This is a genomic window from Clostridium cavendishii DSM 21758, from assembly GCF_900141845.1.
Lineage (GTDB): Bacteria > Bacillota > Clostridia > Clostridiales > Clostridiaceae > Clostridium_AG > Clostridium_AG cavendishii.
Window position 1 is genome coordinate 122,157 of record NZ_FQZB01000005.1, and the last position, 25,921, is coordinate 148,077.

Below are 25,921 nucleotides of genomic sequence, written 5' to 3' on the forward strand. Positions count from 1 at the left end.
ATTAATCTATAGTAATGATAAAACTATATTGGTTAAGGCATAGAAATTATGCCTTAATTTAAACTGTGTAAATAAATGAAAATAATATAAATTTTAGGAGTGATTTTGTGATAGTACCTATAGGAACAAATGAAGCAGGTCAAAGACTTGATAAGTTTTTGAGAAAGTTATTAAAGGATGTACCATTAAGTGCAATATTTAAGGCGCTTAGAAAAGGTGATGTCAAGATAAACGGAAAAAAAGAAAAGGAAAAATATGTACTTCAAGATGGAGATATAGTAGAGATTAAGTATCTTGATTCTAAAAGAGAGAAAACTTTAAACTTTCAAAAAGTTGATTCAAGTGGTATTAAAATTTGTTATGAAGATGAAAATATGCTATTAGTTGAAAAATGGCCGGGAGTTTTAGTTCATTCAGACAAAAAGAATGGAGATCCTACATTAACGGATTATGTTTTATCTTATTTAAATGAGAAAGGTGACTATCTGCCTGAAAATGAAGTAACATTTACTCCAGCATCTTGTAATAGATTAGATAGAAATACTTCAGGTATGGTGTTCTTTGGTAAAAACTTTGAGGGATTAAAAGCTGTAAATGAATTAATTAGAGATAGAAAAGTAGAAAAATATTATTGTGCTTTAGTAAAAGGAAGAATTAAAGATGGTCGTTATGAAGCTTATATAACAAAAGATGATGAAAATAATAAATCTACTGTTTATGCAGAGGCTAGAAAAGATACTAAAAAGATAGCTATGGATGTCAAAAACATTCAAAGTAATGGTCTGTTTTCTTTTGTTGAAATAGAGCTTATAACAGGAAGAAGTCATCAATTAAGAGCTCATTTAGCATTTTTAGGTCATCCAATAGTTGGTGATACAAAATATGGAGAAAAGAAATTAAATTCATTTTTTGCAAATAAATTTGGGTTGAATTATCAATATCTTTATGCTTATAAGGTTATATTTAAAGAAGTTCCGGAAAAATTAAGCTATCTTCAAAATAAAACTATAGCACAAGGCTTACCTCCTATATTTAAAAAGATTAAAAAGGACGTATTTAAATTTTAGTTTATTATAGATTGAGAGGTTAATTTATGAGGGAAGAATCTACCACAAAAGGCTTTGCTATGCTGTCTTTGGCAGGTATATTTGCGAAGATTTTATCTGTTTTATATATTCCTATATTACTTATAATAATTGGACGTGGTGGTCTTGGTATATATAGTAAGACATATGAGGTATTTACTTTTATATATGCATTAACTAATATTGGAATGCAGACAGCGATAGCAAAATATGTTTCAGAGCTTACAGCTCTTGGCAATCATAGAGATGCTTTAAGAGTGTTTAAAATATCTAGAACAATTTTGCTTATAATAGGAACCGTATTTACCATAACTCTTATGTTAAGTGCAAATTCAATAGCTGAAATGACAAGTAATCCTGACATAATAATTGGACTTATAATGCTTGCACCAACAATAGCTCTAACTTCAGTATTAGTATGTTATAGAGCATATTTTCAAGGTAAGAACAATATGAAGCCTGTAGCCATATCAACTGTTGTTGAGCAATTTGCAAATGTAAGTATAAGCTTGTTTGGAGCCTATATTTTACTAAACAGGACTCATTCCATATCCTTAGGTAGTGCCGGCGCAACAATAGGAACATCTTTAGGGGCACTTATAGGGATAATATATTTAGCTTACATATATAAAAGTTATCGTGTAGAAAAAGAAGTTAGGGAAAAACAAAAAGAAGGTATAAGACCAATACATCAGAAAAGAATAATAAGAACTTTGATTAAATATGGAGTACCTATAACTTTAAGTGCTGCACTTCAAAATTTTGGAGCATTAGTGGACATGGCTAATGTAACGAAAAGACTTATATATGCAGGATGTACTCAAGTACAAAGTAATGAATTATATGGTATATTAACAGAATATAAGACACTATTGTATGTTCCTATGGTGATAATAGCAGCACTTGGAACAGTAGTTTTACCAGCTATTTCAAAGGCTTTAGTTCTAAAAGATAAGAAAGACATAAAAGCAAAAATAAATTTTGCACTAAGAATGACATATTCAATAGCAATACCATCAGCAATAGGTCTAATGGTATTAAGTAAAGAGCTTTATAGATTGTTTTATAGAGCTGAAGATGGTCATGAACTTATGTTATATGGCGCTGTGGTATTAGTATTTATGGCAGTAGTACAGATACAAAATGTAATACTTCAAGGTATTAGCAAATTTTATTATGTTGTATTTTCAATGGTTGTTGGTATAATACTTAAGATAAGCGCAAATTATTATTTCATAGGTCAAAGTGGTATAAAAATTAGGGGAGCTGTAATTGGAGGATTTTTATGTTTCTTCGTTCCTATGGTAATGAACAATATAAAGATAAATAAAACTTTAAAAATAAAATTATCCCTATTTAAAATGACTACAAAACCACTATTATCTAGTTTATATATGGCATTAGCTATATTTATAGCAAGATTTATATTTAGTTTTATAACATCAATAATAGGAGTTAATAAAATAGTAGATTTAATTATGACTATATTATTAATATTAATAGGATCATTTTTCTATCTGCAAGCATTAATATATCTTGGCGGAGTTAGAAAAAAAGAAATAGAAGCTATGACACCTAAAGCAATTAGAATTATGCCTAGTATACTAAAAAAACATTTAAGATAGAAATATACACCTAGAGTTTTCTAAACTCTAGGTGTATATTTTTTATATAAAAATACAAACTTTATTATAGAATACTACAATTTTTGTAACTATTTTGTAACCTTATTTAAATAATTTGTCACAAATTTTGTTTATTTATATACTATAATATAAATTAAGAAGAGATTTTTCAGGAGATGACAAAAAATATGAAATTTGAGAGTAGAAAAGTTAGAAAAAAGAAAAATAGGAAGAAAAGAAGAGTATTTTTAGCAGTTACACTAGCTATTATTTTGGTTTCTATTGGTTGTGTAGCTACTAAATTATATAATTTAGTTTATACAAAAAATAAAGTTGTACAAGCTACTATTTTTGAAGGAGAGGACAATCAATCTAATAAAGGTAAAGATATAGAAAATGGCGTTCAAGAACCAGAACAAAATGATGAAAATAATAAAAGTGATGAGAAAAATTATAATAGTGAGATTATAAAGGGTAAAAATGTAAGTAAAGAAGGTTCAAAATATTCAATAGACAGAAATGAAGTTTCAAAGATGTTATCAAAAGATTACAAAAGTGATGGCAAGAAAATTGTATTTTTAACTTTTGACGATGGTCCAAGTAACCAAAATACAGGTGATGTTTTAGAAATATTAAAATCTAAAGATGTAAAAGCTACATTTTTCGTTCTAGGAAGAAATATAAAAACTAAAAATGGTGCTGAACTTTTAAAAAGAGAATTTAACGAAGGACATGCTATAGGCAATCATAGTTACTCTCATAATTTTAAAAAATTGTATCCTGCTAATAGAGTTGATATTCCTTATTTTATGAAGGAAATAGAGGATACTAATGCTATTATGAAGGATGTTTTGGGAAATGAATTTGATACTAAAGTGGTAAGAATGCCTGGTGGACATATGAGTAGAGCTTATTATAATGATCCTAACTTAAGTAATTTAAATGCCACTTTTGCAAAAGAAAATATTTCTAGTATAGATTGGAATTCTTTGAATGGTGATGCAGAAGGAAAAAAATATTCAAACCAGGATATGTTAAATTATGTTCAAAAAACATCTAATGGTAAAGAAAAAGTTGTTATATTAATGCATGACTCAGAAGGAAAAATAAAGACGAAAGAAATATTGCCACAAGTAATAGATTATTTTAAGAATAAGGGATATGAATTTAAAACCATAAGCTAATTAAAAATTTGGAATAACTTATTGGGCTTATATAAATTTCTTGTAAGTTGATTTATGATTAAAAGAAATTTTATCTAAGCTCTCTTTTTATATGCAATAAAATTATTAAAAAATAATTTTTAAATGTAGTTAGGAAATAACTCTAATTATTTAAAAAATTAGGTATAATAAATACAAGAGGAAATCATATTTAAGGAGGTTAAAATGAAGATATTAATATTGGAAGATGAGGAAAATATAAGAGGTTTTCTTAAGATAAATTTTGAGAGAAATAATTTTATCGTTATAGAGGCTTCGAATGGTAGAGAAGCTATAGAAAAATCAATAAAAGAGGAACCAGATGTTGCTATTTTAGATATAATGGTTCCTGAAATAGATGGATTAACTGTATGTAAAATACTTAGGGAGAAATATAGTAATATGGGGATTGTAATGCTTACAGCAAAAGGACAGGATTTGGATAAAATAATGGGACTTGAATACGGAGCAGATGATTATATAGTAAAACCTTTTAATCCTCTTGAAATAACATTAAGAATTAAGGCACTTATGAGGAGATTAAAAGGGCATGATAATGTGGATGAAAGTATAACTTATGGACCATTCAGTGTTGATAGCTATTCACAAACAATAAGCAAAACTCAACAGCCTTTAGATCTTACGCCAACAGAATTTTTAATGCTTAAAAATTTCATTAAAAATCCGGGAAAGGCATTTACTAGAGATGAGCTTTTAAATATTGTTTGGGGAGTAGACTTTTTTGGAGATGCAAAAATTGTTGATGTAAATATAAGAAGGCTTAGAACTAAAATAGAGAATAATCCATCTGAACCAGAGTATATAGAGACTGTTTGGGGAAAGGGGTACAGACTTAGAAAATGAAAAGTATAAAGTCTAGAGTTGTTATGAACTTTATGTCTATAGTTTGTGTAACAGTTCTTATAATAGAAGGATTATTTATGCTATTTGTTAGGTATTATTTTTATGAATCTACGGAAAATCTTTTAACAAATGAAATAAAAATTTCGGCAGAATTTTATGAAAAGTATTTATTAGATAGTTCCCTTAAAGATAATGTTTATGATAATGTAGACCTTTTTTGGAATAAAACTTCAGCTCAAGTACAAATAAGAGATCAAAAGGGAGTCTTACTTATGGACTCTATAGGTATTAGTAAGGATAATAATGAAAACCTTGATATTCAAAAAGCTTTAAAAGGACAAAAGGGGAAATGGGTAGGAAAGGTTGATTATAATAGTGATAGCGTTATGGCTGTTTCTTATCCTATAAAGAAAAACAATGAGGTTATAGGCGTTATAAGATATATAACATCATTAAAGGAAGTAAATAATTCCATAAAAAATTTTCTTACAATATTTATACTTATAGGAGTTTTGGTATTGATGATAGGTATTATTCTAAGTAATTTGTTTGCAAATAGTATAGCAAACCCTATAAAGGCGATAACAAAGACAGCTGAAAGAATGGCGGCTGGTGATTTGAAGGTAAGAAATTTTATAAGTGATAGAGATGAGATAGGAACACTTTCAAACACTTTAAATTATATGGCAGATGAAATCCTGAAAAGAGATAAAATGAAAAATGAATTTATTTCTTCAGTATCACATGAATTAAGAACTCCCCTTACGGCTATAAAAGGGTGGGTAATAACTTTAAATAGTGATGAAACAGACAAAGATACATTAAAGTTAGGATTCGATATCATAGAAAAAGAAACAGATAGACTTTCAGATATGGTTGAAGAACTATTAGATTTTTCAAAGCTTGTTCAAGGAAAAATGAGTCTAAGTAAAAGTAGTATAAGAATAAAGGATGTAGTGGAATACATTAAGGCTTATGCTGAGCATAGAGCTGATAGAGAAGAAAAAACTTTTTCTATAGAGTATGATGATAATATTGAAAATATATATGCAGATGAAAATAGATTAAAGCAAGTTTTTATAAATTTGATAAATAATGCATTTAATTTTACAGAACCGAAAGATACTATAAGTGTAAATATAAGTAATGAAGAAAAATATGTAGTTATAATAGTAAAAGATAGTGGTATAGGTATAAGTCCTGAGGATTTAGAGAGGGTAAAAGAAAAGTTTTATAAAGGTAAAAATTCTAAGTCTCAAAATGGTATAGGGCTTTCAGTATGTGATGAAATAATAAAATTACATAATGGAAGATTTATAATATTAAGTGAATTGGGTGTAATGACAGAGGCAATAGTTAAAATACCTAAAAATATAAAAGAGAGTTGATAATATTATGAAAAGGAGTATTAATGCAATAATATGTATTTTAATTGCATTTAATTTTATTGGATGTGATATTTTGGATATTAGTAATAGGATAGTTATAGAATCTGCAAAAATAAAAAATATACCTTTATTCGGACAATGGCAGAGTAATAATGATGAAAATGACAATTTTGTTTTCACAAATGATGTTGCAAAGATTAGGGGAGATATTATATATAATCCAAAATATAAATTCAAAAATGTAGACACTTTTATGTATCTGTCAGAAAAGGATAGAAATATATTAAAAGAATCATTGGGAAGTGTGCCTAAGGATATTGATATTATATCGGTATATAATGATAAAAATATTTTTTGTGATTATATAAATATTGATGATAATTGGGGTTTAATAATTATAAATGATGAGTTTATTAAAGTAGAAAAAAAGAAGTCAGTAGATAGTATTAAAGTGCAAGATATTAAGGAAGTTGGAAGTGAAATTAAACCTAGTAAATATTATAATATGCAATGTGGAGTGTTACTAGGATTAAAAAATAAAAGTGGTGAATATAGGACTTTATGGATATCATTTTCAAATAATTTAATAAATAAAGTTTATGAAGTTCCAGGCATTGTAGTAGCTAGAAAAAAATCTTTATGGAAACTTTCTACGGCAGCTATCGAAAATAGTAGTGATAAAATACTTTATTCTGAAAATATTAGTTCTACAAATAATGGTGATGCTAGAAATTTAAAAGATAATAGAGTTGAATTTAGTGAAATTAATTTTGTTAGTGATGATTATATTGGAATAAGGTTAGATAATAAAGAAGAGTTTAAAGTTTTACCATTAGATAATATTAAAAACAAGGAAGGGGTAAAATTAAGTGAAGTTTTAGGAGTTGGATATTTAAATGCTTTTAAAAATGCGTTTAATTCTCATTTAAGTGTATTAGAACAGGAAAATAAAGATGAATTTAATTCTGCAAGTGTAGCAGAAACTAATTATACAATGATTAGAACAAATGGACATTGGATTATTAAAGGGCGTGTTAATGCTAAAGAGAACCCTAAAGATTATTTTGATTTTTATATAAATAAATCTAGGCAAGATAAAATAATAAAATTTGATGATTTATATATACCTTGGAATAAGGCTAAAGAAAAAAATCCTCGGGTTAGAGATATTGTTAATTCACCTAATAAAAGGATGTCAATAATGCTTGCTAAAGATAAGCTTTTTATATGTGAAATTAAAAATGGAGATTTTAAAACTGATATAAGTAAAACAATAAATATAGGTGAAGATGATACTGTAATAATGGCAGAATGGGCCATAGGAGATTTCGTTAGTAAGTGGGATGAGGTTATTGTTAAACAAAATTATAAAGCATATTAAAAAAGCAATCATTTGATTGCTTTTTTAATATAAGTTCTTTTTTCTAAATGTTAAAAGTAAGAATGAAAACATTCCAAAGCAAAGTAGCATTGATAGTATTATCTTAACCTTGAAATTTAAAAAGTTTAAATTTAAAGAACAAGTTTTCAATAATAAATAACACAAAATTCCAGCTAAGATATAAATTAATATATTTATAAATGAAAAATCTAAGGCGATTTGTTTATTCACTTCATAAAGATTTAAAATTAAACTTAATGTAGAAATTATAAACATAGTTATGGCAAATCCAAAAACATTTATTGATGATATTCCAGTGAAAACATAAAGACATAATATTTCTAAAATTTCGGTTATTATGTTATTTCTTAAAATAATAGTCTGTTTTCCTAAACCATTCAATATTCCAAACATAGTTACTGATGTAAAGAATAGTGGCATAGCTAAGGAAGAGGCTTTTATATATCCGCCTAAATCATTTCTAGAGAAGAACATTTTCCCTAATTCTGACGAAAAAGTTTGTCCTAAAATAAGAGTACAGAGACCTATTATAAAAGCTAAACTTATTACTTCTTTAATTCGTTTACTAGCACTGAAGTGATCTTTTTTATTCATTGTTTGGGAGAGATCTGGAATTAAAAGAGTATTTATAGAAGCTATTATAATCATAGGAAAAGTTACTATTGCTAGTGCCATACCAGAGTATTTACCTATCATGGAAAGAGCCTCAGAGTATTGAAATCCAGTTGCTACAAGGCGTCTTGGTACTATAAGTGTAGCGATAGTTGTAAATATACTTATTATAAAACCATTTAGGCAAAGTGGAACAGAAACGATTAAAACGTCAAAAAGTAATTGAGCTCGTCCCTCTGTCTTTGTTTTTATTTTAGGGTGCTTAGAAATAGAGAATTTATAATAAAAATATAAAAGTGCCAAACTTTGAAATTCTCCATAACAAATAGATATATAAGCTAGAGTTACTAACTTTTCTAAAGAATCAGCTTTGAAAATATAAATAAGTAAGGCTAAAACAAATATTCTAAAGGCCTTTTCTAAAATATCAATAAAGGCTGGCATAGATATTTTAGAAGTTCCATAAAAATAACCTTTCAAAATATTGGATAATGCTATAAATATCATTGCCGGGCAGGTTACCATAATAGCTTTCATAGTTCTAGAGTCTTTAACCCAATAATGACCAATAGTTGGAGAAAAGAAAAAGACTAAAATGCCTACTATCATTGCCCATATAAAATTAAAAAAAGCTACAGTTCTAATAGTTTTTGTTAAGTTGTTATAATCATTAGATGAGGCATAGATAGCAGATATTTTGGAGATAGCAGCTATAACTCCAGCTGTCATAAGACAGATAAAAAGATTATATATTGGCATAACAAGCCCGTAAAGCCCCATACCTTCTGGACCTAATATTTTAGATAAATATATAGAAAATATGAATCCTAAAATTCCAGTAGTCAAATTTGATAATGTCAAAATCATAGAATTCTTATAAAAACCATCCTTCATAGTACACCTACCTTTTTATAATTAGTTCTCTTTAAGAATATTCATTGATTTACATAAATATTCTTACTGTTTACTAAAGAGGGAATAAATAAATATTTAAGTTGTAGGAATTATTAAAGGCTTATGTAAATATAATGGAAGCATGGGGGGATTTTATGAAGAGATATCTATATTTAATATTAATTATAATTCTATCTTGTGTAGGAGGCTTTGGAGTTTATAAATTAAAAGTCAATTTTGGACTAGATACTATAAATAATAAATTAACTTATGATTTAATATACAAAGGAATCACTGGAGCAGAGGCAGTTACCTTTGGTAATAATGGAGAATTTTATATAGCAATGCAAAGTGAAATAATAAAGGCTACTGAGGGTGGAGTTAGTGAGAGTATAATAAAGGATAATGATTTAAGTATATGCAGTATAGCTTTTTATAAAAATAAAATATACTTTGTTTCAAACACAACCCTATATTTTTATGATTTAACTAAAAAGGAAAAAAAGATAGTATTAAATAATATACCTAATTATGGAGATTATAAAAAATCAAAGCTTCTATTAAGTGGAGATAGTTTATTCCTGACTATAGGAGCAGCTACAAATTCAGGAGTTGTAGGTGACGACAATGATTGGAAAAAAACAACTAATAGTTATGATTTAACTCCTAAACCTATTACATTAAGTGGTAAAAGTTCTGGTGGAGATAATAATGGTATTTTTTTACCATATGGAAATAAAGGAAGTAAAGGGCAGGTGATAGGGGCAAGCCCACTTGGGAATGCTACAATCATAAAAATTAATTTATTAAATAATAATCATGAGTTATATGCATGGGGAGTAAGGAATGTAGAAGGTATAGATAGTTCAAGCACAGGTAATATATATGCTGTAGTTGGAGGAATTGAAGAAAGAGGACTTAGACCTGTATATGGGGATAAGGATTATATTTATGAGATAAAAGGTGGAGCTAGGTGGTATGGTTGGCCAGATTATAGTGGAGGTGATCCTGTTGATTCACCAAGGTTTAGGCAAGAAGGAAAGCCTAAAACTTATTTAGCTTTAGAAAATCCACCTACAATTAATCCAGAGGCACCTATATATCAGCATAGTGCAGTTAAAAATTTATATTGTTTGGCTATTGATAAATCAGGAAATATTTTAAAAAAAGATTCTATGTTTGTGTATGATGATTTACAAAAAGAAGTTTTGAATATATCTATTGAAGGGATTATAGAGAGGGTTATAAAGGTTAGTAAAGCTAGTAATATAAATGATATAAAAATTCAAAATAGTAAGGTATATATGTTAGATGGGAAAAATGGATACTTATATTCTGTTTATAAAAAGACGGATGAACTTAATATGAATCTTTCTAAAACAAATTTAATTTACTTGTTATCATTAACAATAATTTTAATAGGAGTATTTGTAGTTAAATTAGTTTTTACAAAAGGAAATAAAAAGTAATTCCTCAAATAAAGAGGAATTATTTTTTTTATGTAGAAATGAATAATATACAAAAAATGGAAGGTGATAAAATGAGGGCTACTAAAATAGATATGAGAAACGTTAACTTTAAGGGTAATGTATTAGATATTGGAAGTGAAAATTATGGCGTTATATATAATTTAATAAAGGAAGATGAATGTGAGATTTCAGTGGATTATTTAATAAATGATATATCAAAAGAAAGTGAGCATTATATGATGTATGAAACAGCAGTGATATTTTTTTCTTTAAGCAAGCTGTGGAATAATTTTGAAAGAAAAAAGCTTTTATTTGAAACTTGGCAAACACTAAAAAAAGGTGGTGAACTTCATATTTGGGATTATGAGAAAAATACTAAAGAAATAATAAATGAAAATATTACTGTTACTCTTAAAAATGACAAAATAAAAAAGTTTAATTACTCAAATAAAAATCCTTTTTGTGAATTTTCTTTAGAAACTTCTAAAAAAATACTTGAAAAATATTACGAAATAGAAGAAACTAGTCTTTGTAGTGGAATTATATATTTAAAAGCAAAAAGGAAGGGGATACTTAAGGATGAAAGTATTGCTAACAGCCATAAATTCAAAATACATTCACAGCAACCTAGCATTGAAGTATTTAAAGGCATATACCAAGGAATTAAATTATCAGGGAGAAATAAAGGAATTTTCAATAAATGATAGAATTGAAAAAATATTAGAAGGAATACTAGAGGAAAAACCTGATGTTGTAGCTTTTTCGTGTTATATTTGGAACATGGAATTTGTGAATAAATTGACAGAACTTATTAAACGTGTTAATCCTAAGATAGAGATTTTATATGGAGGGCCAGAAGTATCTTATGATAGCTATGAGTTTTTAAATAATCATTTAGGTGAATATTTAATTTGTGGTGAAGGTGAAGAAACTTATAAAGAATTTATAGAGTATAAATTAGGTGAAAGAAAGCTAGAAGATATTAAGGGACTTTACTATAGAGTAGGTGATGAAATTAAGTTTAATGGTGAAAGAAAATTGATGGATATGAATGACTTAGTTTTTCCTTATACCTATGAAGATGATATAGAAAATAAAATAGTTTATTATGAAGCAAGTAGAGGATGTCCTTTTAAATGTAAATATTGTTTATCATCAGTTATGCATGGGGTAAGATTTCTTGACTTAGAAAGAGTAAAGAAAGAATTAAAGTTTTTTATGGATAAGAAGATTCCTCTTGTAAAGTTTGTAGATAGGACATTTAATTGTAATCATGATTTCACAAAGGAAATATTGATTTTTTTAAGTGAGCAGGATACTAATACAAGATTTCATTTTGAGATAGCTGCAGATCTTTTAAGAAATGATGAAATAGAAATACTTAATAAAGCACCTAAGGGAAGATTTCAACTAGAAGTTGGAGTTCAAACTACAAATTTAGAGGTTTTAAAAAATATAAATAGATATATAACTTTTGAAAATCTTAAAACTAAGGTTTTAAATGTAGCCAAGGGTCAAAATGTTATGCAACATTTAGATTTAATAGCAGGACTTCCTGGGGAAAATTATGAATCTTTTAGAAATTCATTTAATGATGTTCATTCTATAAATCCAGATGAAATACAGCTTGGATTTTTAAAGTTGCTTAAGGGTTCATCTATGAGGTCAGAAGCTGAAAAATGGGGTATAGTATATTCACCATATGCACCATATGAAATCTTAAGTAGTAAAGATATATCTTATTATGAACTTTTAAAGCTTAAGAAAATAGAAGAAATGGTAGATAAATATTATAATTCTGGAAAGTTTAAAAATATATTAAGTTTCTTTTTGAAAAAATTTGAGACTCCATTTGATTTTTATTATGAATTATCATGCTTTTTTGAATTAAAAGGTTTTTTTAATAGAAGTATAAATAGTACAGAATATTATAAGGTTTTATTTGATTTCAATGAAGAAGTTTTAAATGGAAAGGGTAGGGAAGTTTTAAGAGAAATAATAAAGTATGATTATTTATGTTTTAACAAGAAAAAATGGTTACCAGAATTTCTTTTAAGAAATATGGATAAGTATGAAGAAAGAGATGTTAGAGAAAAACTTAGAATTTCAATGGGTAATCTTAAAAAATTTCATATAGAAAGGTTTGAAATAGATATTTCCCAATATTTAAAGTCAAATATGATAATTAATAATATATCATATTTGATATTTGATGAAGAAAATAGTGATAATATAATAGATGTAACTAAAATAGTTTCAGAAGAACAGATATAAATTTAATTTAACATTATAAAATAAAGATCTAACAGGGTTTGAAATATAATTTTGTTAGGTTTTTATTTTAGATTTACAAATATGAGAATTAAATAATATCTGATAGTTGTTTAAAGAATGAAGAGTTTTTTTAATAAAATATAAAAAAAAATAATAAAAAGTTAACTTTAAAGCAATTAATACTGTTGAAAGAATGTAAAGTATGGTATAATGAGTAAAATAAAAAGCAATAGGGAGTAAAAGATTTAATGTTAAAAAAGAAGGGGGCAATTGGGGTGAAGGATGTTGTAATTTTAAATACTTTAGAACAAATAAAGGCATATTCAGATCCATATCGATTAAGAATAATAACGTTTCTGAGGAATAATAAAGAAGAGGCTACTGTAAAGCAAATTGCTGATTACTTAGGGGAAGTGCCAGCAAAAATCCATTATCATATAAAGAAACTTGAAAAAGCTGGTATAGTAGAACTTATACGAACTAAAGAAATTAAAGGAATTATAGCTAAATATTATTACTTAACTGGGAATAGTTTTGAAATTTTTGGGGAAAATATACAAGAGGAAGCTAAGCAAGTATATAAATCTCAACTTCTTAACTTAATAAATGAGTATTATGATAAATCGAAAGAAATATCAATAGAGGCTATGAAAAAAAATTTAAATAATTTAAATGATCATAAGGCCTTAAGTGTAGCTTGTAGGGAAATTTATGTTACAGAAGAAGAGTTTGAAGCAGTAAATAATGAGATAAGATCTATTTTGTTAAAATATGAAAAGAAACAAGAAGGAAAAATGTCTTATCATACATTTGCTGTTATCACAAAGCTTAATAATGAGCAAGAGGATGTTAATTACTTAGTAAGTGAAAATTCTAATTTTTGATAAATTTAATTTTAAGCAAAGAAGATATTATGAATATAATATTAACTTTGCTTAAAATCACGGGTTAAGCGATATTTTAACATCTTTGTTATTACTAAATTCTAAGAAATGTGGTATAGTATAAATAGAATTTTTAATTATACTTGTAGTTTTTAAGGTCAGACAACTTAGGAGGAGATAACACATGTTTAAATATTTTTGGGCATTTATTATACCATTTTTAATGGTTATAGTTTTAATGCCGGCCTTGATGAGATTTGCTGAAAAGATACAGTTTATAGATAAACCAACAGAAAGAAAAAAACATAAGAATCCTGTTCCATTAATAGGTGGTGTTGCTATGTTTATAGGATTCTTTACAGGTTTTCTTTATAATGTTGCTATAGGTAGAATAGAACTAGAAACCATAATTATATTTATAGCTTCGCTTATGGTTTTAATAATAGGGCTTGTAGATGATTTTTACAAAACTAGAAAAAAAGAATTTCCTATTTATCCAAGATTCATAGTACAAATTTTAGCTGCAATCTTAGTATATAAATCAGGTGTGGTATTTATGGGATTTACAAATCCATTTGGTGGTAATTTCATTATGATACCAGAAATATTACAGTTTATACTTACAATAACATGGATATTTGGAGTAACTACTGTTATAAATTGGTCAGATGGGATGGATGGGCTTGCAGGCGGGCTTTCTGCAATATCAGCTACAACTATGTTTGTTGTAGCTATGGCTAAAGAACAAAGTTCTTCAGCTGTAATGTCAATATGTTTAGTAGGAGCAATCTTAGGATTTTTGAATTTTAACAGACATCCGGCAAGGGTTTTTATGGGTGACTCAGGAGCTAACTTTTTAGGATTTATTTTATCTATAATAGCGTTAGATGGGGCATTTAAACAAGCTACTGTTATGTCTATGCTAATTCCAATATTTGCGCTTGGTGTTCCTATATTTGATAATATATTTGTAATATTTAAAAGATTTATAGATGGGAAACCTGTTTATCAAGCAGATAGAAGTCAAATACATTTTAGATTAGAAGAGCGTGGTATGACTCCTAAGCAAGTGGTAACTTACATATGCTTAATAAGTGGTGGGTTGAGCTTAATATCAATTATTATTTTGGTATTAAAGTTATAGCTTTAAAATAATAAGTAAAAAACTATGTTAAAGTAAAAATGTCTTTAGTATAGTTTTTTTGATGTGTAAAAAAGGTATAAAAATATTTTTAAGGGTGGAAAGTGTAATGAAAAATCCATATAAATGTATTTCAGATTTCATTTTTGTAGAGCCTGTATTAGAAAAGGCTGATGTTATTTTAATACCTGGGTGTAATAAGCTGGAAGCTATAGAAGGGGCTATTAATCTTTATAATCAAGGCTATTCATCTTTACTTTTACCTTCTGGTGGACAAAATAGACTGTTAAATGGATATGATACAGAATGGGAGATGTTTAAAGATAGAGCTATAGAGCTAGGTGTTAGAGAAAAAGATATTTTGAAAGAAGATAAGGCTAGGAATACTTTTGAAAATGCTATATATTCATTAGAGACCTTAAGTAAGAATAACATAAATATAAAAAGTGCTATAATTAGTTGTAAATGGATACATTCAAGAAGAGCTTTACTAACTTATGAAACGATATTTCCTAAAGATGTTGAATTTTTTATAGCGCCTGTTTTAGATGATAAAAAAATATATAAGAGCAACTGGTATTATAATGAGGAGCAAGTCAATATGGTTATGGATGAGGTAATTAAGATAGGAAAATATTTTCAAACAGAAATATATAATTTCATGAAATAATACATTATTATGAAAATATATTTTAAAATGTATTTACAAATAATAGATAATGATGTATACTATAAAAAATTAAATAAGTGTTACTTATCAAGAGTGGTGGAGGGACTGGCCCTATGAAACCCAGCAACCATATATTATTTTCATTTAATAATATAAAGGTGCTAATTCCTGCAGTAATAGTACTGAGAGATAGGGTTTTTGTCTAGAAAGTAGTTTGAACTTAAAGGATATACCCTTTAAGTTTTTTTATTGTATGAAAATATATTGATATTTATTATAAGTGTTAGAAGAATAGTTTATTATAAAATTTTTAAATGATAAAAGGGGGCTAATTATGGAAATTAAGAAATTGTTTGATGACAAAAAGGTTGTGTTTTCATTTGAAATTTTTCCGCCTAAAGTAACATCGAAGGTGGAAGTTATATATGAAACATTAGCTACGTTTAGCTATTTGAAACCTGATTTTGTAAGTGTTACATTTGGGGCAGGTGGTAGTGCTAGTGACAATAAAACTACAGAGTTATCATCTTTGGTAAAAAATAAGTATGGCATAGAGACAGTAGCTCATTTAACATGTGTGAATTCAAAGGTTTCTGATATAGATTGTATTTTAGAAAATTTAAAACATAATGGTATACTAAATATATTGGCATTAAGAGGAGATATTATAGATAAACAAAATTTAGGGGAGTTTAAATATGCTAGTGAACTTATTTCTCATATAAAACAAAAAGGTAATTTTAGTGTTTCGGCAGCATGTTATCCAGAAGGACACATTGAAAGTACAAGTTTAGAACAGGATATAATAAATCTTAAAGAGAAAGTTGACTCTGGTGCTGATCATTTAATTTCTCAACTATTTTTTGACAATAATGTTTTTTATAAATTTTTAGATGAGACAAGTAAAAAAGGAATAAATGTTCCTATACAAGCAGGTATAATGCCTGTAACAAATAAAAAGCAAATTGAAAGAATAGCAAGTATATCAGGAGCAAAAATACCACCTAAATTTCTAAAAATATTAGATAAATATGAAAATGATAAAGAAGCTTTAAGAGATGCTGGAATTTATTACGCTGTTGAGCAAATTATAGATTTAATTTCTTCTGGTGTAAAGGGTATACATCTATACACTATGAATAGTCCTTATGTAGCAAGAAAAGTTACTGAATCCATAGAGCATATATTGAGCTCTATAAATAATAAAAATATAAGATAGAATATAAAAATGCATCAGGTTTATAACTTGATGCATTTTTATGCATTTAAGTTTAATAAATATGCAGTAAATTCGCTTTGAATTATGTCAAGAAATTTATTAAAATTCATTACATTATTAAAATACATATAAAAAAAGCTTTTAATGCTGATAAAATGTCAAAAATAAAAAGTTTACATTTAATAAATGCATAAATATAATAAATTTCTGTATAAATATGCATTTATTGTATTGCATAATTATAAATTACAAAGTATACTTATAACATAAGTAGTAAATAGGGGGTCATAAATATGAAAGATATTAAAAAAGTAATTTTAGCATATTCTGGAGGGTTAGATACATCAATAATAATTCCTTGGCTTAAGGAAAACTATGGTTGTGAAGTCATAGCAGTAGCTGGAGATGTGGGGCAAGGAGAAGAACTAGAACCACTTAATGAAAAGGCTATTAAAACTGGAGCAAGTAAATTATATATAGAGGATTTAAAGAAAGAATTAGTAGAAGATGTTATATTTGAATGTTTGAAGGCAAATGCTTTATATGAAAATAAATATTTATTAGGTACTGCTTTTGCAAGACCAATAATAGCAAAAAGGCTTGTAGAAATAGCAAAAAAAGAAGGTGCAGATGCTATTGTTCATGGATGTACTGGAAAAGGTAATGATCAAGTTAGATTTGAACTTGCAATAAAAGCCTTTGCGCCAGATATGAAGATTATTGCACCTTGGAGAATTTGGGACATCAAATCAAGGGATGAAGAAATTGATTATGCAGAAAAAAGAAATATAGATATACCTTTAACTAGAGAAACAAATTATTCTAAGGATAAGAATTTATGGCATCTAAGTCATGAAGGTTTAGATTTAGAAAATCCAGCAAATGAACCTAATTATGATAAAATACTTGAAATGTCTGTTACACCTGAAAAGGCACCTGACAAATCAACCTATATAAATATATATTTTGAACAAGGAATACCTAAAAAACTTGATGGAGTAGAATATAATTCGGTAGAAATGGTAAAAAAATTAAATGAAATTGGTGGAGCTAATGGTATTGGGATAATAGACTTAGTTGAAAATAGATTAGTTGGTATGAAGTCTAGAGGAGTTTATGAAACTCCTGGTGGAACTATACTTTATTATGCTCATAGAGAGATTGAAAGTGTTTGTTTAGATAAAGAAACATCACATTATAAAGATTTATTAGGTCAAAAGCTTGGAGAAATTTTATATTATGGACAATGGTATACTCCGCTTAGAGAAGCTATATGTAGTTTTGTAAATAAGACCCAAGAAAATGTTACTGGAGAAGTAAAGCTTAAACTTTATAAAGGTAATATAATAACAGCCGGTATAAGTTCGCCTTATAGCTTATATGATGAAGAAATAGCAACTTTTGATAAGGATGAAGTCTATAATCAGAAGGATTCAGAAGGGTTTATAAATTTATATTCGCTACCAATCACTGTAATGGCGAAAAAATACAATAAAAAATAATCAATAAACAATAGGAGGAGCTTAGAATGAAACTTTGGTCTGGTAGATTCCAAAAGGATGTAAACGAGGAAGTTAATGATTTTAATGCCTCTATAGATGTAGATTATAGAATGTATGAAGAAGATATAGAGGGAAGTATAGCTCATGTAAATATGATTGCTAAATGTGGAATTATTAAAGAAGAAGAAGGTCAAAAAATAGTTTGTGGACTAAATGATATACTTACGAAGATTAAGAATGGTGAATTAAGCTTTTCTAAAGAAAATGAGGATGTTCACATGAATATAGAGACTATGCTTATAGATAATATAGGAGAAGTTGCGAAAAAACTTCATACAGCAAGAAGTAGAAATGATCAAGTTGCATTGGATATTAGAATTTATCTAAAAAAAGAAATTTTAAATCTAAAGAAACTTATTTTAGATATGGAGAAGGTATTACTTAGAAAAGGTGAAGAAAATTTAAATACTATTATGCCTGGTTATACTCATATGCAGAAGGCTCAACCAATAACCTTTTCACATCATTTAATGGCATATAGTGAGATGTTTAAAAGAGATTATGAAAGGCTTGAGGATTGTTATAGAAGAATGAATGCTATGCCTTTAGGAAGTGGAGCGTTAGCTACTACAACTTATCCTATAAATAGGGTTATGGTAAAGGAAGTTTTAAGATTTGATAAGGTTATGACTAATAGTATAGATGGTGTTTCTGATAGAGATTTTGTATTAGAATTAGCTTCATCATTAAGTATTTTAATGATGCATTTATCAAGATTTAGTGAAGAAGTTATACTTTGGTGCAGCCAAGAATTTAATTATGTAGAGTTAGATGATGCATATTCTACAGGTTCAAGTATAATGCCACAAAAAAAGAATCCTGATGTAGCAGAGCTTGTTAGGGGGAAAACAGGTAGAGTATATGGAAATTTAATGGGGTTATTGACTATTATGAAGGGGTTACCATTAGCTTACAATAAAGATATGCAAGAAGATAAGGAACAAATTTTTGATTCTGTAGATACAGTTAAAATATGTCTTAGTGTATTTGCTAAGATGATAGACACTATGAAAGTTAATAAAGAAAATATGGAAAAGGCGTGTAGGGATGGCTTTATTAATGCTACAGATTTAGCTGATTATATGGTTAAAAAAGGTATGAGTTTTAGAGATGCCCATCACGTAACTGGAGAAATAGTTTTTTACGCAATAAAAGAAGAGAAGGTTTTAGAAGAAATTTCTTTAGAAAAGTTTAAAGAATTTTCACAGATTTTTGAAATTGATGTATATGAAGCCATAGATATAAGAAAGTGTGTTGAGAATAGAAAAGTTATAGGTGGTCCTAGTCCTGAAGAGGTAAAGGTTAGATTAAAGGAACTTAAAGAGTTCATAATAGTAAAGGCAAATGAAAGAAGGGAATTATGTGGTTAAGGTTTCTATAATTGGGGCTACAGGGTATGTTGGGGCTGAACTTATAAGGCTTCTATATACTCATAGTAAAGTAGAGATTGTAGCTATAAGTTCGAATAGTTTTAAGGATAAATATATAGATGAGGTGTATGAAAATTTTTTGGGCTTAAATTTAGTATGTGGTGATGAGGAGAGTGCAATAGAAAAGGGAGATGTTATTTTTATTGCACTTCCGCATGGATTTAGTGAAGAAATAAGTAAAAAAGCATTAAACTCTGGAAAGATAGTAATAGATATGGGGGCAGATTTTAGACTTAAAAATGAAGAGAATTATAAAAAATGGTATGAAAAAGAATTTGAGTGTAAAAATTTGCATCAGCTTAGTAGTTATGGGCTTACAGAACTTAATAGAGAAAGGATAAAGTCTAGCAAATTAATAGCAAATCCAGGATGTTATCCTACTTGTAGTATATTAGGAATATATCCAGCCATTAACGAGGGAATTATTAATGAAAGTAATATAATTATAGATGCTAAGTCTGGATTAACTGGTGCTGGAAGAACTTTATCATTATCTAGTCATTATAGTCAGTGTAATGAAGATTTAACTGCCTATGCATTAGGGGGAAGTCATAGACATATACCTGAAATTGAAGAAAATCTTAAGTTTTATACTAATAAAGAAGTTAAAATAACTTTTTCACCACAACTTGTTCCGATGAATAGGGGGATTTTTGCTACTATTTATGGAGATATTACAAAAGCAATAAGTTTAGAAGAAATTTTTGAAGTATATAAAAAATATTATGAAAAAGAAAAGTTTATAAATATTATGCCGTTGGGGAAATATGCTAAGGTTAAGAATGTTAGTATGTCAAATTATTGTAATATATCATTACATGTAGATGAAAGAACTAACAAACTTATAGTATGTTCAACTATTGATAATATGATAAAAGGAGCAGCTGGGCAAGCAGTTCAAAATATGAATTTGATACTAGGTTTTAGAGAAGATTTAGGTTTAGAGGCTTTATCACAATCCTTTTAAAGGGGGGGTATTTATGAGAATTTTAAAAGGGGGTATTGTAGCTCCTGATGGTTTTTATGCATCAGGAGTACATTGTGGACTTAAAAAGAAAAAGTTAGATTTGGCTCTTATATATTCAGAAGTTAAGTGCAATGCAAGTGCTATGTTTACAAAGAACATAGTAAAAGGTAATCCAATTATTGTATGTAAAGAAGCGTTAATAGATGGAAAGGCCCAAGCTATAATAATAAATAGTGGAAATGCTAATACATGCACAGGAGAAGATGGCTTAATTAAGGCACATTATATGACAGAATTGGTGGCTAAAGCTATGGAACTTGATAAAGTAGATGTTTTAGTAGCATCTACTGGTGTTATAGGAGTTCCTCTTGATGTAAGTTTAATTGAAGATTCAATTGAAACACTTAAGGAAGGTTTAAGTAGAACAGGAAACATAAATGCAAGAGAAGCTATAATGACAACTGATTTAATTCATAAGGAGGTAGCTGTTTCTATTAATATTTTTGGAAAAGAAGTAAAAATAGGAGCCATGGCAAAGGGATCTGGAATGATAGAACCTAATATGGCAACTATGCTTGCATTTATTACCACAGATATAAATATTGAAAACAGTCTTTTAAATTCAGCTTTAAATATTGCTGTAAATAAAAGCTTTAATTTAATAAGTGTTGATGGAGATAGTAGTACAAATGATAGTGTTTTTATAATGGCGAATGGTTTGGCAAAAAATGAAATTATAGATTCAGAAAATGATTATTATTTTGAATTTGTGGATGCATTAACTTATGTGTGTGTAGAACTTTCGAAGCTTATAGCAAGTGATGGAGAGGGAGCTACTAAGCTTATTGAATGCAGGGTTTTAGGTTGTAAAAATGAATTAGAAGGAATTAATATAGCAAAAGCAGTAATCAAGTCTAGCCTGGTTAAAACTGCTATTTTTGGAAGTGATGCTAATTGGGGTAGAATACTCTGTGCTATGGGGTATTCAGGAATTGAATTTATAGAAAATAAGGTTAAACTTGCATTTGAAAGTTCTAGAGGGTATATTGAAGTTTTTAAAGAAGGAATTCCTATTGAGTTCGATGAAACAAAAGCAAAAGAGATATTAAAGGACGATGATATAAGTATTATTATAGATTTGAATATGGGAAATGAAAAGGCTGTAGCTTGGGGTTGTGATTTAAGTTATGAATATATAAGAATTAATGGAGACTATAGAAGTTAATGAAGCTTCTTTATATATAGGAATGAAAGAATTTAATACAAATAGAGCAAATACATTAATAGAAGCACTCCCATATATTCAAGATTATTACGGAAAAACAATTGTTATAAAATACGGTGGAAATGCTATGATAAATAGTGGACTTAAAGAATCTGTTATTAAAGACATTATACTTATGAGTTTAGTTGGAATAAAGGTAGTTTTGGTTCATGGAGGAGGTCCAGATATAAATAAGTTCTTAAGAAAAATAAACAAAGTACCAGAGTTTATAAATGGATTACGTTATACAGATGAAGAAACTGCTGAAATAGTTCAAATGGTTTTGGCTGGAAAAGTAAATAAAGAGCTTGTTGGACTTATAAATAATTATGGTGGGAAAGGTATAGGGCTTTGTGGTATAGATGGGAAAATGCTGAAGGCTAAAAAAAACAATTCATTTGTAGATTTGGGGTTTGTAGGTGAAATTGAAAAAGTAAATACAGATATTATAAATGATAGTTTATCTTCTGGATATATCACAGTTATTGCTACCGTAGCTAAAGGTGAAGATGGAAAAACTTATAATATAAATGCAGATTTAGCAGCTAGTAAAATAGCAGCAGCCTTAAAAGCTGAAAAGTTAATTTTATTAACTGATGTTAGAGGTTTACTTAAGGATTTTAAGGACGATGATAGTTTAATATCAAGAATAAAGCTTTCGGAAATACCAAGCCTAATTGAAAACAAAATTATTTCTGGAGGAATGATACCTAAAATAGATTGTTGTGAAGAAGCTATAAGGCTTGGAGTAAAAAAGGCCCATATTATTGATGGAAGGATACCTAATAGCATTCTTTTAGAGATGTTTTCTGATTTGGGGATAGGAACATTAATAGAAGGATAAATTTTACGTATAAAAGGGGGCTATATTATGACATATAAGAATGATTATTTGATGGATACCTATGACTTTTTAGATTTAACTTTGGTTAAAGGTGAAGGTTGCTATCTTTATGATAGTAATGGAAATAAATATTTAGATTTTACATCAGGTATTGGAGTTTCATCATTAGGGTATGGGGACAAGAAATTATGTAAAGATTTAAATGCTCAAATATCAAAACTTATTCATAGTTCTAATATATTTAAGAATGAAACTTTATTAGAAGTTTCTAAGTTATTAGTAGAAATTAGCGAAATGAGCAAGGTGTTTTTTTCAAATTCTGGGGCAGAAAGCAACGAAGGAGCTATAAAACTTGCTAGAAAATATAGCTTTTTAAATTATGGATATGGTAGAAATAAGGTATTAAGCTTGAAACAGTCTTTTCACGGAAGAACAATGCTTACTTTAAGAGCTACTGGACAGGAAAAGTTTCATAAGTATTTTTTTCCATTTCCAGAGGGCTTTGATTATGTAGAAAGAAATAATATAGAAGATTTCAAGAATAAGGTAGATGATTCAGTATGTGCCATTTTACTTGAAAGTATACAAGGAGAAGGTGGAGTAAATCCGTTAACTGAAGAATTTGTAACTTTTATAAGCAACTATTGTGAAGAAAAAGACATTTTAATGATTTTTGATGAAGTTCAAACTGGAATAGGGAGGACTGGAAAATTATTTGGATTTCAATATTTTAATGTTAGACCAGATATTATAACATTAGCAAAAGGGCTTGGAGCAGGACTACCGATAGGAGCTGTACTATGCAATGAAAAATTATCTAATGTTTTTCAAAAGGGTGATCATGGTTCAACCTTTGGGGGAAATATTTTAAGTTTAACAGGGGCTAAAGTAGTTTTGGAAAGAATGAAAGAAGATGATTTTTTACCATCAGTAGTAGAAAAGGGAGAGGTACTATATGAAGCTTTAAAAAATTTTTATTCTGAGTTGGTAATAGGTGTTAGAGGAAGGGGATTAATGATTGGAGTAGAAGTTAAAATGCCAGCAAAAATTGTTCAACAAAAAGCATTAGAAAAAGGGTTATTAGTTTTAACTGCTGGTGAAAATGTAATAAGGCTACTACCGCCATTAGTAATTAGTAAAGAAGAGATATTAAAGGGTGTTAATATATTAAAAAAATCAATAATTGAAATTGGGGGCTAATTATGAAGAAAGATTTGCTTAGAATAAATGATTTAACAAAGGAAGAAATTCTAGATATATTAGATTTAGGGCAACAATTAAAATATGAAACTAAACATTCTATAGAACATCCTATATTAAAAGGAAAGACTTTAGGAATGATATTTGAAAAATCTTCAACAAGAACAAGAGTGTCTTTTGAAGTAGGAATGCTTCAATTAGGTGGAAATGCTTTGTTCTTAAGTTCTAGAGATATACAAATGGGAAGAGGAGAGCCGATATCAGATACAGCAAGAGTACTTTCAAGATATTTAGATGGGATTATGATAAGAACATTTTTCCAAAAGGATGTAGAGAATCTAGCTAAGTATGCTACAGTTCCTATAATAAATGGATTAACAGATGATGAGCATCCGTGTCAAGTACTTGCGGATCTTTTAACTATAAGAGAATATAAAAAGAAACTTAATGGTTTAAAAGTTTGCTTTATAGGTGATAGTAATAATATGGTTAATTCTTTAATATTTGCAAGCATTAAAGTGGGAATGCATATAACTGTAGCTTCACCTGAAGGATTTACACCTAAAGATGAAATAATAAAAGAAGCTAGGGAAACTGAAAAACAATGTGAAGGGAGCTTGCAAATAGTAAATTCGCCTCAAAAAGCAGCTGTGGATGCAGATGTTTTAATCACTGATGTTTGGGTAAGTATGGGGCAAGAAGAAGAAGCTTTAGAAAGAAATAACGTATTTAAGGAGTTTCAAATAAATGATGAAATAATGAAACTTGCTAAAGAAGACGCAATAGTTCTTCATTGTCTTCCGGCGCATAGAGAAGAAGAAATAACAGCAGAGATTTTTGAAAAGCATGCAGATGAAATTTTCGAAGAGGCAGAAAATAGATTGCATGTACAAAAAGCTATTCTAGTGAAGCTTATGTCTGAGAAATAATTAATTATTTTTCAGACATGTTTATGAAAAAAATATACTTTTTATGGTTACAAAAAAGACTATCCAAATAAAATTTGGATAGTCTTAAAAATTATGCTTTGTTTACTGAACCGAATAGTTCCATTTTTTCTTTAACTATAGCTTTTATAGCTTCAAAACCTGGAGCTAATAGTTTTCTTGGGTCAAAGCCTTTACCTTCTATGTCTTTTCCAGCTTCTATATATTTTCTAGTAGCTTCTTGGAAAACTAATTGACATTCAGTGTTAACGTTGATCTTAGCAACTCCTAATGATATAGCTTTCTTTATCATATCTTCAGGAATTCCAGTACCACCGTGTAATACTAATGGCATTTCTCCAGTAGCGTTGTTGATTTTTTCTAAAGCTTCAAAGCTTAATCCTTTCCAATTTGAAGGATATTTTCCATGGATATTTCCGATACCAGCAGCTAACATAGTAACTCCTAAATCAGCTATAGCTTTACATTCATTTGCGTCAGCTATTTCACCAGCACCTACAACTCCATCTTCTTCTCCACCGATTGATCCAACTTCAGCTTCTAAAGAAAGACCTTTTTCAGAAGTAAGTTTAACCATTTCAGTTGTTTTAGCTATGTTTTCATCTATTGCATAGTGAGAACCATCGAACATTATTGAAGAGAAGCCAGCTTCCATAGCTTTTAAAGCTCCTTCATAGCTACCGTGGTCTAAGTGTAATGCAACAGGAACAGTGATTTTTAACTCTTCCATCATTCCATTAACCATTCCAACTATTGTTTTAAAACCACACATATATTTTGCAGCTCCCTCAGATACTCCAAGGATAACTGGTGAATTATTTTCTTGCGCAGTTAATAATATAGCTTTAGTCCATTCTAAGTTATTGATGTTGAATTGACCAACAGCATATTTACCATCTCTTGCTTTGTTTAACATTTCTTTTGCTGAAACTAACATGGTACAACCTCCATATATACGTATTTAATAGTATAAAAGCA

General features: G+C 28.2%; 22 protein-coding genes and 1 riboswitch. Of the genes, 20 read left to right on the forward strand and 2 right to left on the reverse strand.

Annotation, left to right across the window (positions count from 1 at the left end):
• Window positions 1-107: 107 nt before the first annotated feature.
• From BUB01_RS04380 to BUB01_RS04405, 6 genes are all read left to right on the forward strand, one after another.
• A complete protein-coding gene (locus BUB01_RS04380) occupies window positions 108-1,067 on the forward strand; it encodes an RluA family pseudouridine synthase (protein WP_072985472.1) in 960 nt (319 codons plus the stop codon).
• A 26-nt stretch (window positions 1,068-1,093) separates the two neighbouring features.
• On the forward strand, window positions 1,094-2,710 hold the full coding sequence (locus tag BUB01_RS04385) for a putative polysaccharide biosynthesis protein (protein WP_072985473.1): 1,617 nt from the start codon (window positions 1,094-1,096) through the stop codon (window positions 2,708-2,710).
• Window positions 2,711-2,898: 188 nt separating this feature from the next.
• On the forward strand, window positions 2,899-3,894 hold the full coding sequence (locus BUB01_RS04390; RefSeq protein ID WP_072985474.1) for a polysaccharide deacetylase family protein: 996 nt from the start codon (window positions 2,899-2,901) through the stop codon (window positions 3,892-3,894).
• A gap of 204 nt (window positions 3,895-4,098) precedes the next feature.
• Entirely contained in the window at window positions 4,099-4,776 is a 678-nt protein-coding gene (locus BUB01_RS04395; RefSeq protein ID WP_072985475.1) for a response regulator transcription factor, read from the forward strand.
• A complete protein-coding gene (locus tag BUB01_RS04400; protein ID WP_072985476.1) occupies window positions 4,773-6,164 on the forward strand; it encodes a sensor histidine kinase in 1,392 nt (463 codons plus the stop codon). The genes BUB01_RS04395 and BUB01_RS04400 overlap by 4 nt, the downstream gene beginning before the upstream one ends.
• A 7-nt stretch (window positions 6,165-6,171) precedes the next feature.
• Window positions 6,172-7,545 (forward strand): hypothetical protein, encoded by a 1,374-nt coding sequence (locus tag BUB01_RS04405; protein WP_072985477.1) that lies wholly within the window; start codon window positions 6,172-6,174, stop codon window positions 7,543-7,545.
• A 24-nt stretch (window positions 7,546-7,569) separates the two neighbouring features.
• On the opposite strand, the gene spoVB is transcribed toward BUB01_RS04405, so the two are convergent.
• Window positions 7,570-9,072 carry a stage V sporulation protein B gene (gene spoVB / locus BUB01_RS04410; RefSeq protein ID WP_072985478.1) on the reverse strand — a complete coding sequence of 501 codons (1,503 nt, stop codon included), beginning with the start codon at window positions 9,070-9,072 and terminating at the stop codon, window positions 7,570-7,572.
• A gap of 155 nt (window positions 9,073-9,227) precedes the next feature.
• On the opposite strand from spoVB, the gene BUB01_RS04415 reads away from it, so the two are divergent.
• From BUB01_RS04415 to argF, 14 genes are all read left to right on the forward strand, one after another.
• Entirely contained in the window at window positions 9,228-10,541 is a 1,314-nt protein-coding gene (locus BUB01_RS04415) for a PQQ-dependent sugar dehydrogenase family protein (RefSeq protein WP_072985479.1), read from the forward strand.
• A gap of 38 nt (window positions 10,542-10,579) precedes the next feature.
• Entirely contained in the window at window positions 10,580-11,245 is a 666-nt protein-coding gene (locus BUB01_RS23955; RefSeq protein ID WP_423231120.1) for a hypothetical protein, read from the forward strand.
• Window positions 11,130-12,815, forward strand: a complete 1,686-nt coding sequence (locus tag BUB01_RS04425) for a B12-binding domain-containing radical SAM protein (protein WP_423231122.1) — start codon at window positions 11,130-11,132, stop codon at window positions 12,813-12,815. The genes BUB01_RS23955 and BUB01_RS04425 overlap by 116 nt, the downstream gene beginning before the upstream one ends.
• A gap of 248 nt (window positions 12,816-13,063) precedes the next feature.
• Window positions 13,064-13,699 (forward strand): winged helix-turn-helix domain-containing protein, encoded by a 636-nt coding sequence (locus BUB01_RS04430; RefSeq protein ID WP_072985481.1) that lies wholly within the window; start codon window positions 13,064-13,066, stop codon window positions 13,697-13,699.
• Between the two features lie 184 nt (window positions 13,700-13,883).
• Window positions 13,884-14,843, forward strand: coding sequence for an MraY family glycosyltransferase (locus BUB01_RS04435; RefSeq protein WP_072985482.1), 960 nt, complete (start codon window positions 13,884-13,886; stop codon window positions 14,841-14,843).
• Window positions 14,844-14,949: 106 nt separating this feature from the next.
• Window positions 14,950-15,510, forward strand: coding sequence for a YdcF family protein (locus tag BUB01_RS04440; protein ID WP_072985483.1), 561 nt, complete (start codon window positions 14,950-14,952; stop codon window positions 15,508-15,510).
• An 81-nt stretch (window positions 15,511-15,591) separates the two neighbouring features.
• A riboswitch (SAM riboswitch) is annotated at window positions 15,592-15,706 on the forward strand.
• 138 nt (window positions 15,707-15,844) lie between these two features.
• Window positions 15,845-16,729, forward strand: a complete 885-nt coding sequence (metF, locus tag BUB01_RS04445) for a methylenetetrahydrofolate reductase [NAD(P)H] (RefSeq protein ID WP_072985484.1) — start codon at window positions 15,845-15,847, stop codon at window positions 16,727-16,729.
• Between the two features lie 293 nt (window positions 16,730-17,022).
• Window positions 17,023-18,231 (forward strand): argininosuccinate synthase, encoded by a 1,209-nt coding sequence (locus BUB01_RS04450; protein ID WP_072985485.1) that lies wholly within the window; start codon window positions 17,023-17,025, stop codon window positions 18,229-18,231.
• A 26-nt stretch (window positions 18,232-18,257) separates the two neighbouring features.
• The gene (argH, locus tag BUB01_RS04455) at window positions 18,258-19,661 is read left to right on the forward strand and encodes an argininosuccinate lyase (RefSeq protein WP_072985486.1); all 1,404 of its coding nucleotides are present in this window, start codon (window positions 18,258-18,260) and stop codon (window positions 19,659-19,661) included.
• Complete coding sequence (argC, locus tag BUB01_RS04460) at window positions 19,654-20,688, forward strand: N-acetyl-gamma-glutamyl-phosphate reductase (RefSeq protein WP_072985487.1); 1,035 nt, start codon at window positions 19,654-19,656, stop codon at window positions 20,686-20,688. The genes argH and argC overlap by 8 nt, the downstream gene beginning before the upstream one ends.
• A gap of 13 nt (window positions 20,689-20,701) precedes the next feature.
• Complete coding sequence (gene argJ / locus BUB01_RS04465) at window positions 20,702-21,913, forward strand: bifunctional glutamate N-acetyltransferase/amino-acid acetyltransferase ArgJ (RefSeq protein ID WP_072985488.1); 1,212 nt, start codon at window positions 20,702-20,704, stop codon at window positions 21,911-21,913.
• A gap of 22 nt (window positions 21,914-21,935) precedes the next feature.
• A complete protein-coding gene (gene argB / locus BUB01_RS04470; RefSeq protein WP_072985756.1) occupies window positions 21,936-22,796 on the forward strand; it encodes an acetylglutamate kinase in 861 nt (286 codons plus the stop codon).
• A gap of 27 nt (window positions 22,797-22,823) precedes the next feature.
• Window positions 22,824-23,996, forward strand: a complete 1,173-nt coding sequence (locus BUB01_RS04475) for an aspartate aminotransferase family protein (protein WP_072985489.1) — start codon at window positions 22,824-22,826, stop codon at window positions 23,994-23,996.
• Window positions 23,997-23,998: 2 nt separating this feature from the next.
• Window positions 23,999-24,925, forward strand: coding sequence for an ornithine carbamoyltransferase (argF, locus tag BUB01_RS04480; protein ID WP_072985490.1), 927 nt, complete (start codon window positions 23,999-24,001; stop codon window positions 24,923-24,925).
• A gap of 91 nt (window positions 24,926-25,016) precedes the next feature.
• On the opposite strand, the gene fba is transcribed toward argF, so the two are convergent.
• A complete protein-coding gene (fba, locus tag BUB01_RS04485; protein WP_072985491.1) occupies window positions 25,017-25,880 on the reverse strand; it encodes a class II fructose-1,6-bisphosphate aldolase in 864 nt (287 codons plus the stop codon).
• Window positions 25,881-25,921 lie beyond the last annotated feature (41 nt).

Bases quoted from the DNA above. Each gene is read 5' to 3' on its own strand.
- BUB01_RS04440 (WP_072985483.1), top strand. From the start codon at position 14,950: ATGAAAAATCCATATAAATGTATTTCAGATTTCATTTTTGTAGAGCCT.
- argF (WP_072985490.1), top strand. From the start codon at position 23,999: ATGAAGAAAGATTTGCTTAGAATAAATGATTTAACAAAGGAAGAAATT.
- argH (WP_072985486.1), top strand. From the start codon at position 18,258: ATGAAACTTTGGTCTGGTAGATTCCAAAAGGATGTAAACGAGGAAGTT.
- fba (WP_072985491.1), bottom strand. From the start codon at position 25,880: ATGTTAGTTTCAGCAAAAGAAATGTTAAACAAAGCAAGAGATGGTAAA.
- BUB01_RS04385 (WP_072985473.1), top strand. From the start codon at position 1,094: ATGAGGGAAGAATCTACCACAAAAGGCTTTGCTATGCTGTCTTTGGCA.
- BUB01_RS04430 (WP_072985481.1), top strand. From the start codon at position 13,064: ATGTTAAAAAAGAAGGGGGCAATTGGGGTGAAGGATGTTGTAATTTTA.
- BUB01_RS04415 (WP_072985479.1), top strand. From the start codon at position 9,228: ATGAAGAGATATCTATATTTAATATTAATTATAATTCTATCTTGTGTA.
- argJ (WP_072985488.1), top strand. From the start codon at position 20,702: ATGAGAATTTTAAAAGGGGGTATTGTAGCTCCTGATGGTTTTTATGCA.
- BUB01_RS04400 (WP_072985476.1), top strand. From the start codon at position 4,773: ATGAAAAGTATAAAGTCTAGAGTTGTTATGAACTTTATGTCTATAGTT.
- argB (WP_072985756.1), top strand. From the start codon at position 21,936: ATGAAAGAATTTAATACAAATAGAGCAAATACATTAATAGAAGCACTC.
- metF (WP_072985484.1), top strand. From the start codon at position 15,845: ATGGAAATTAAGAAATTGTTTGATGACAAAAAGGTTGTGTTTTCATTT.
- BUB01_RS04450 (WP_072985485.1), top strand. From the start codon at position 17,023: ATGAAAGATATTAAAAAAGTAATTTTAGCATATTCTGGAGGGTTAGAT.
- spoVB (WP_072985478.1), bottom strand. From the start codon at position 9,072: ATGAAGGATGGTTTTTATAAGAATTCTATGATTTTGACATTATCAAAT.
- BUB01_RS04435 (WP_072985482.1), top strand. From the start codon at position 13,884: ATGTTTAAATATTTTTGGGCATTTATTATACCATTTTTAATGGTTATA.
- BUB01_RS04395 (WP_072985475.1), top strand. From the start codon at position 4,099: ATGAAGATATTAATATTGGAAGATGAGGAAAATATAAGAGGTTTTCTT.
- BUB01_RS04405 (WP_072985477.1), top strand. From the start codon at position 6,172: ATGAAAAGGAGTATTAATGCAATAATATGTATTTTAATTGCATTTAAT.
- BUB01_RS04475 (WP_072985489.1), top strand. From the start codon at position 22,824: ATGACATATAAGAATGATTATTTGATGGATACCTATGACTTTTTAGAT.
- BUB01_RS23955 (WP_423231120.1), top strand. From the start codon at position 10,580: ATGAATAATATACAAAAAATGGAAGGTGATAAAATGAGGGCTACTAAA.
- BUB01_RS04390 (WP_072985474.1), top strand. From the start codon at position 2,899: ATGAAATTTGAGAGTAGAAAAGTTAGAAAAAAGAAAAATAGGAAGAAA.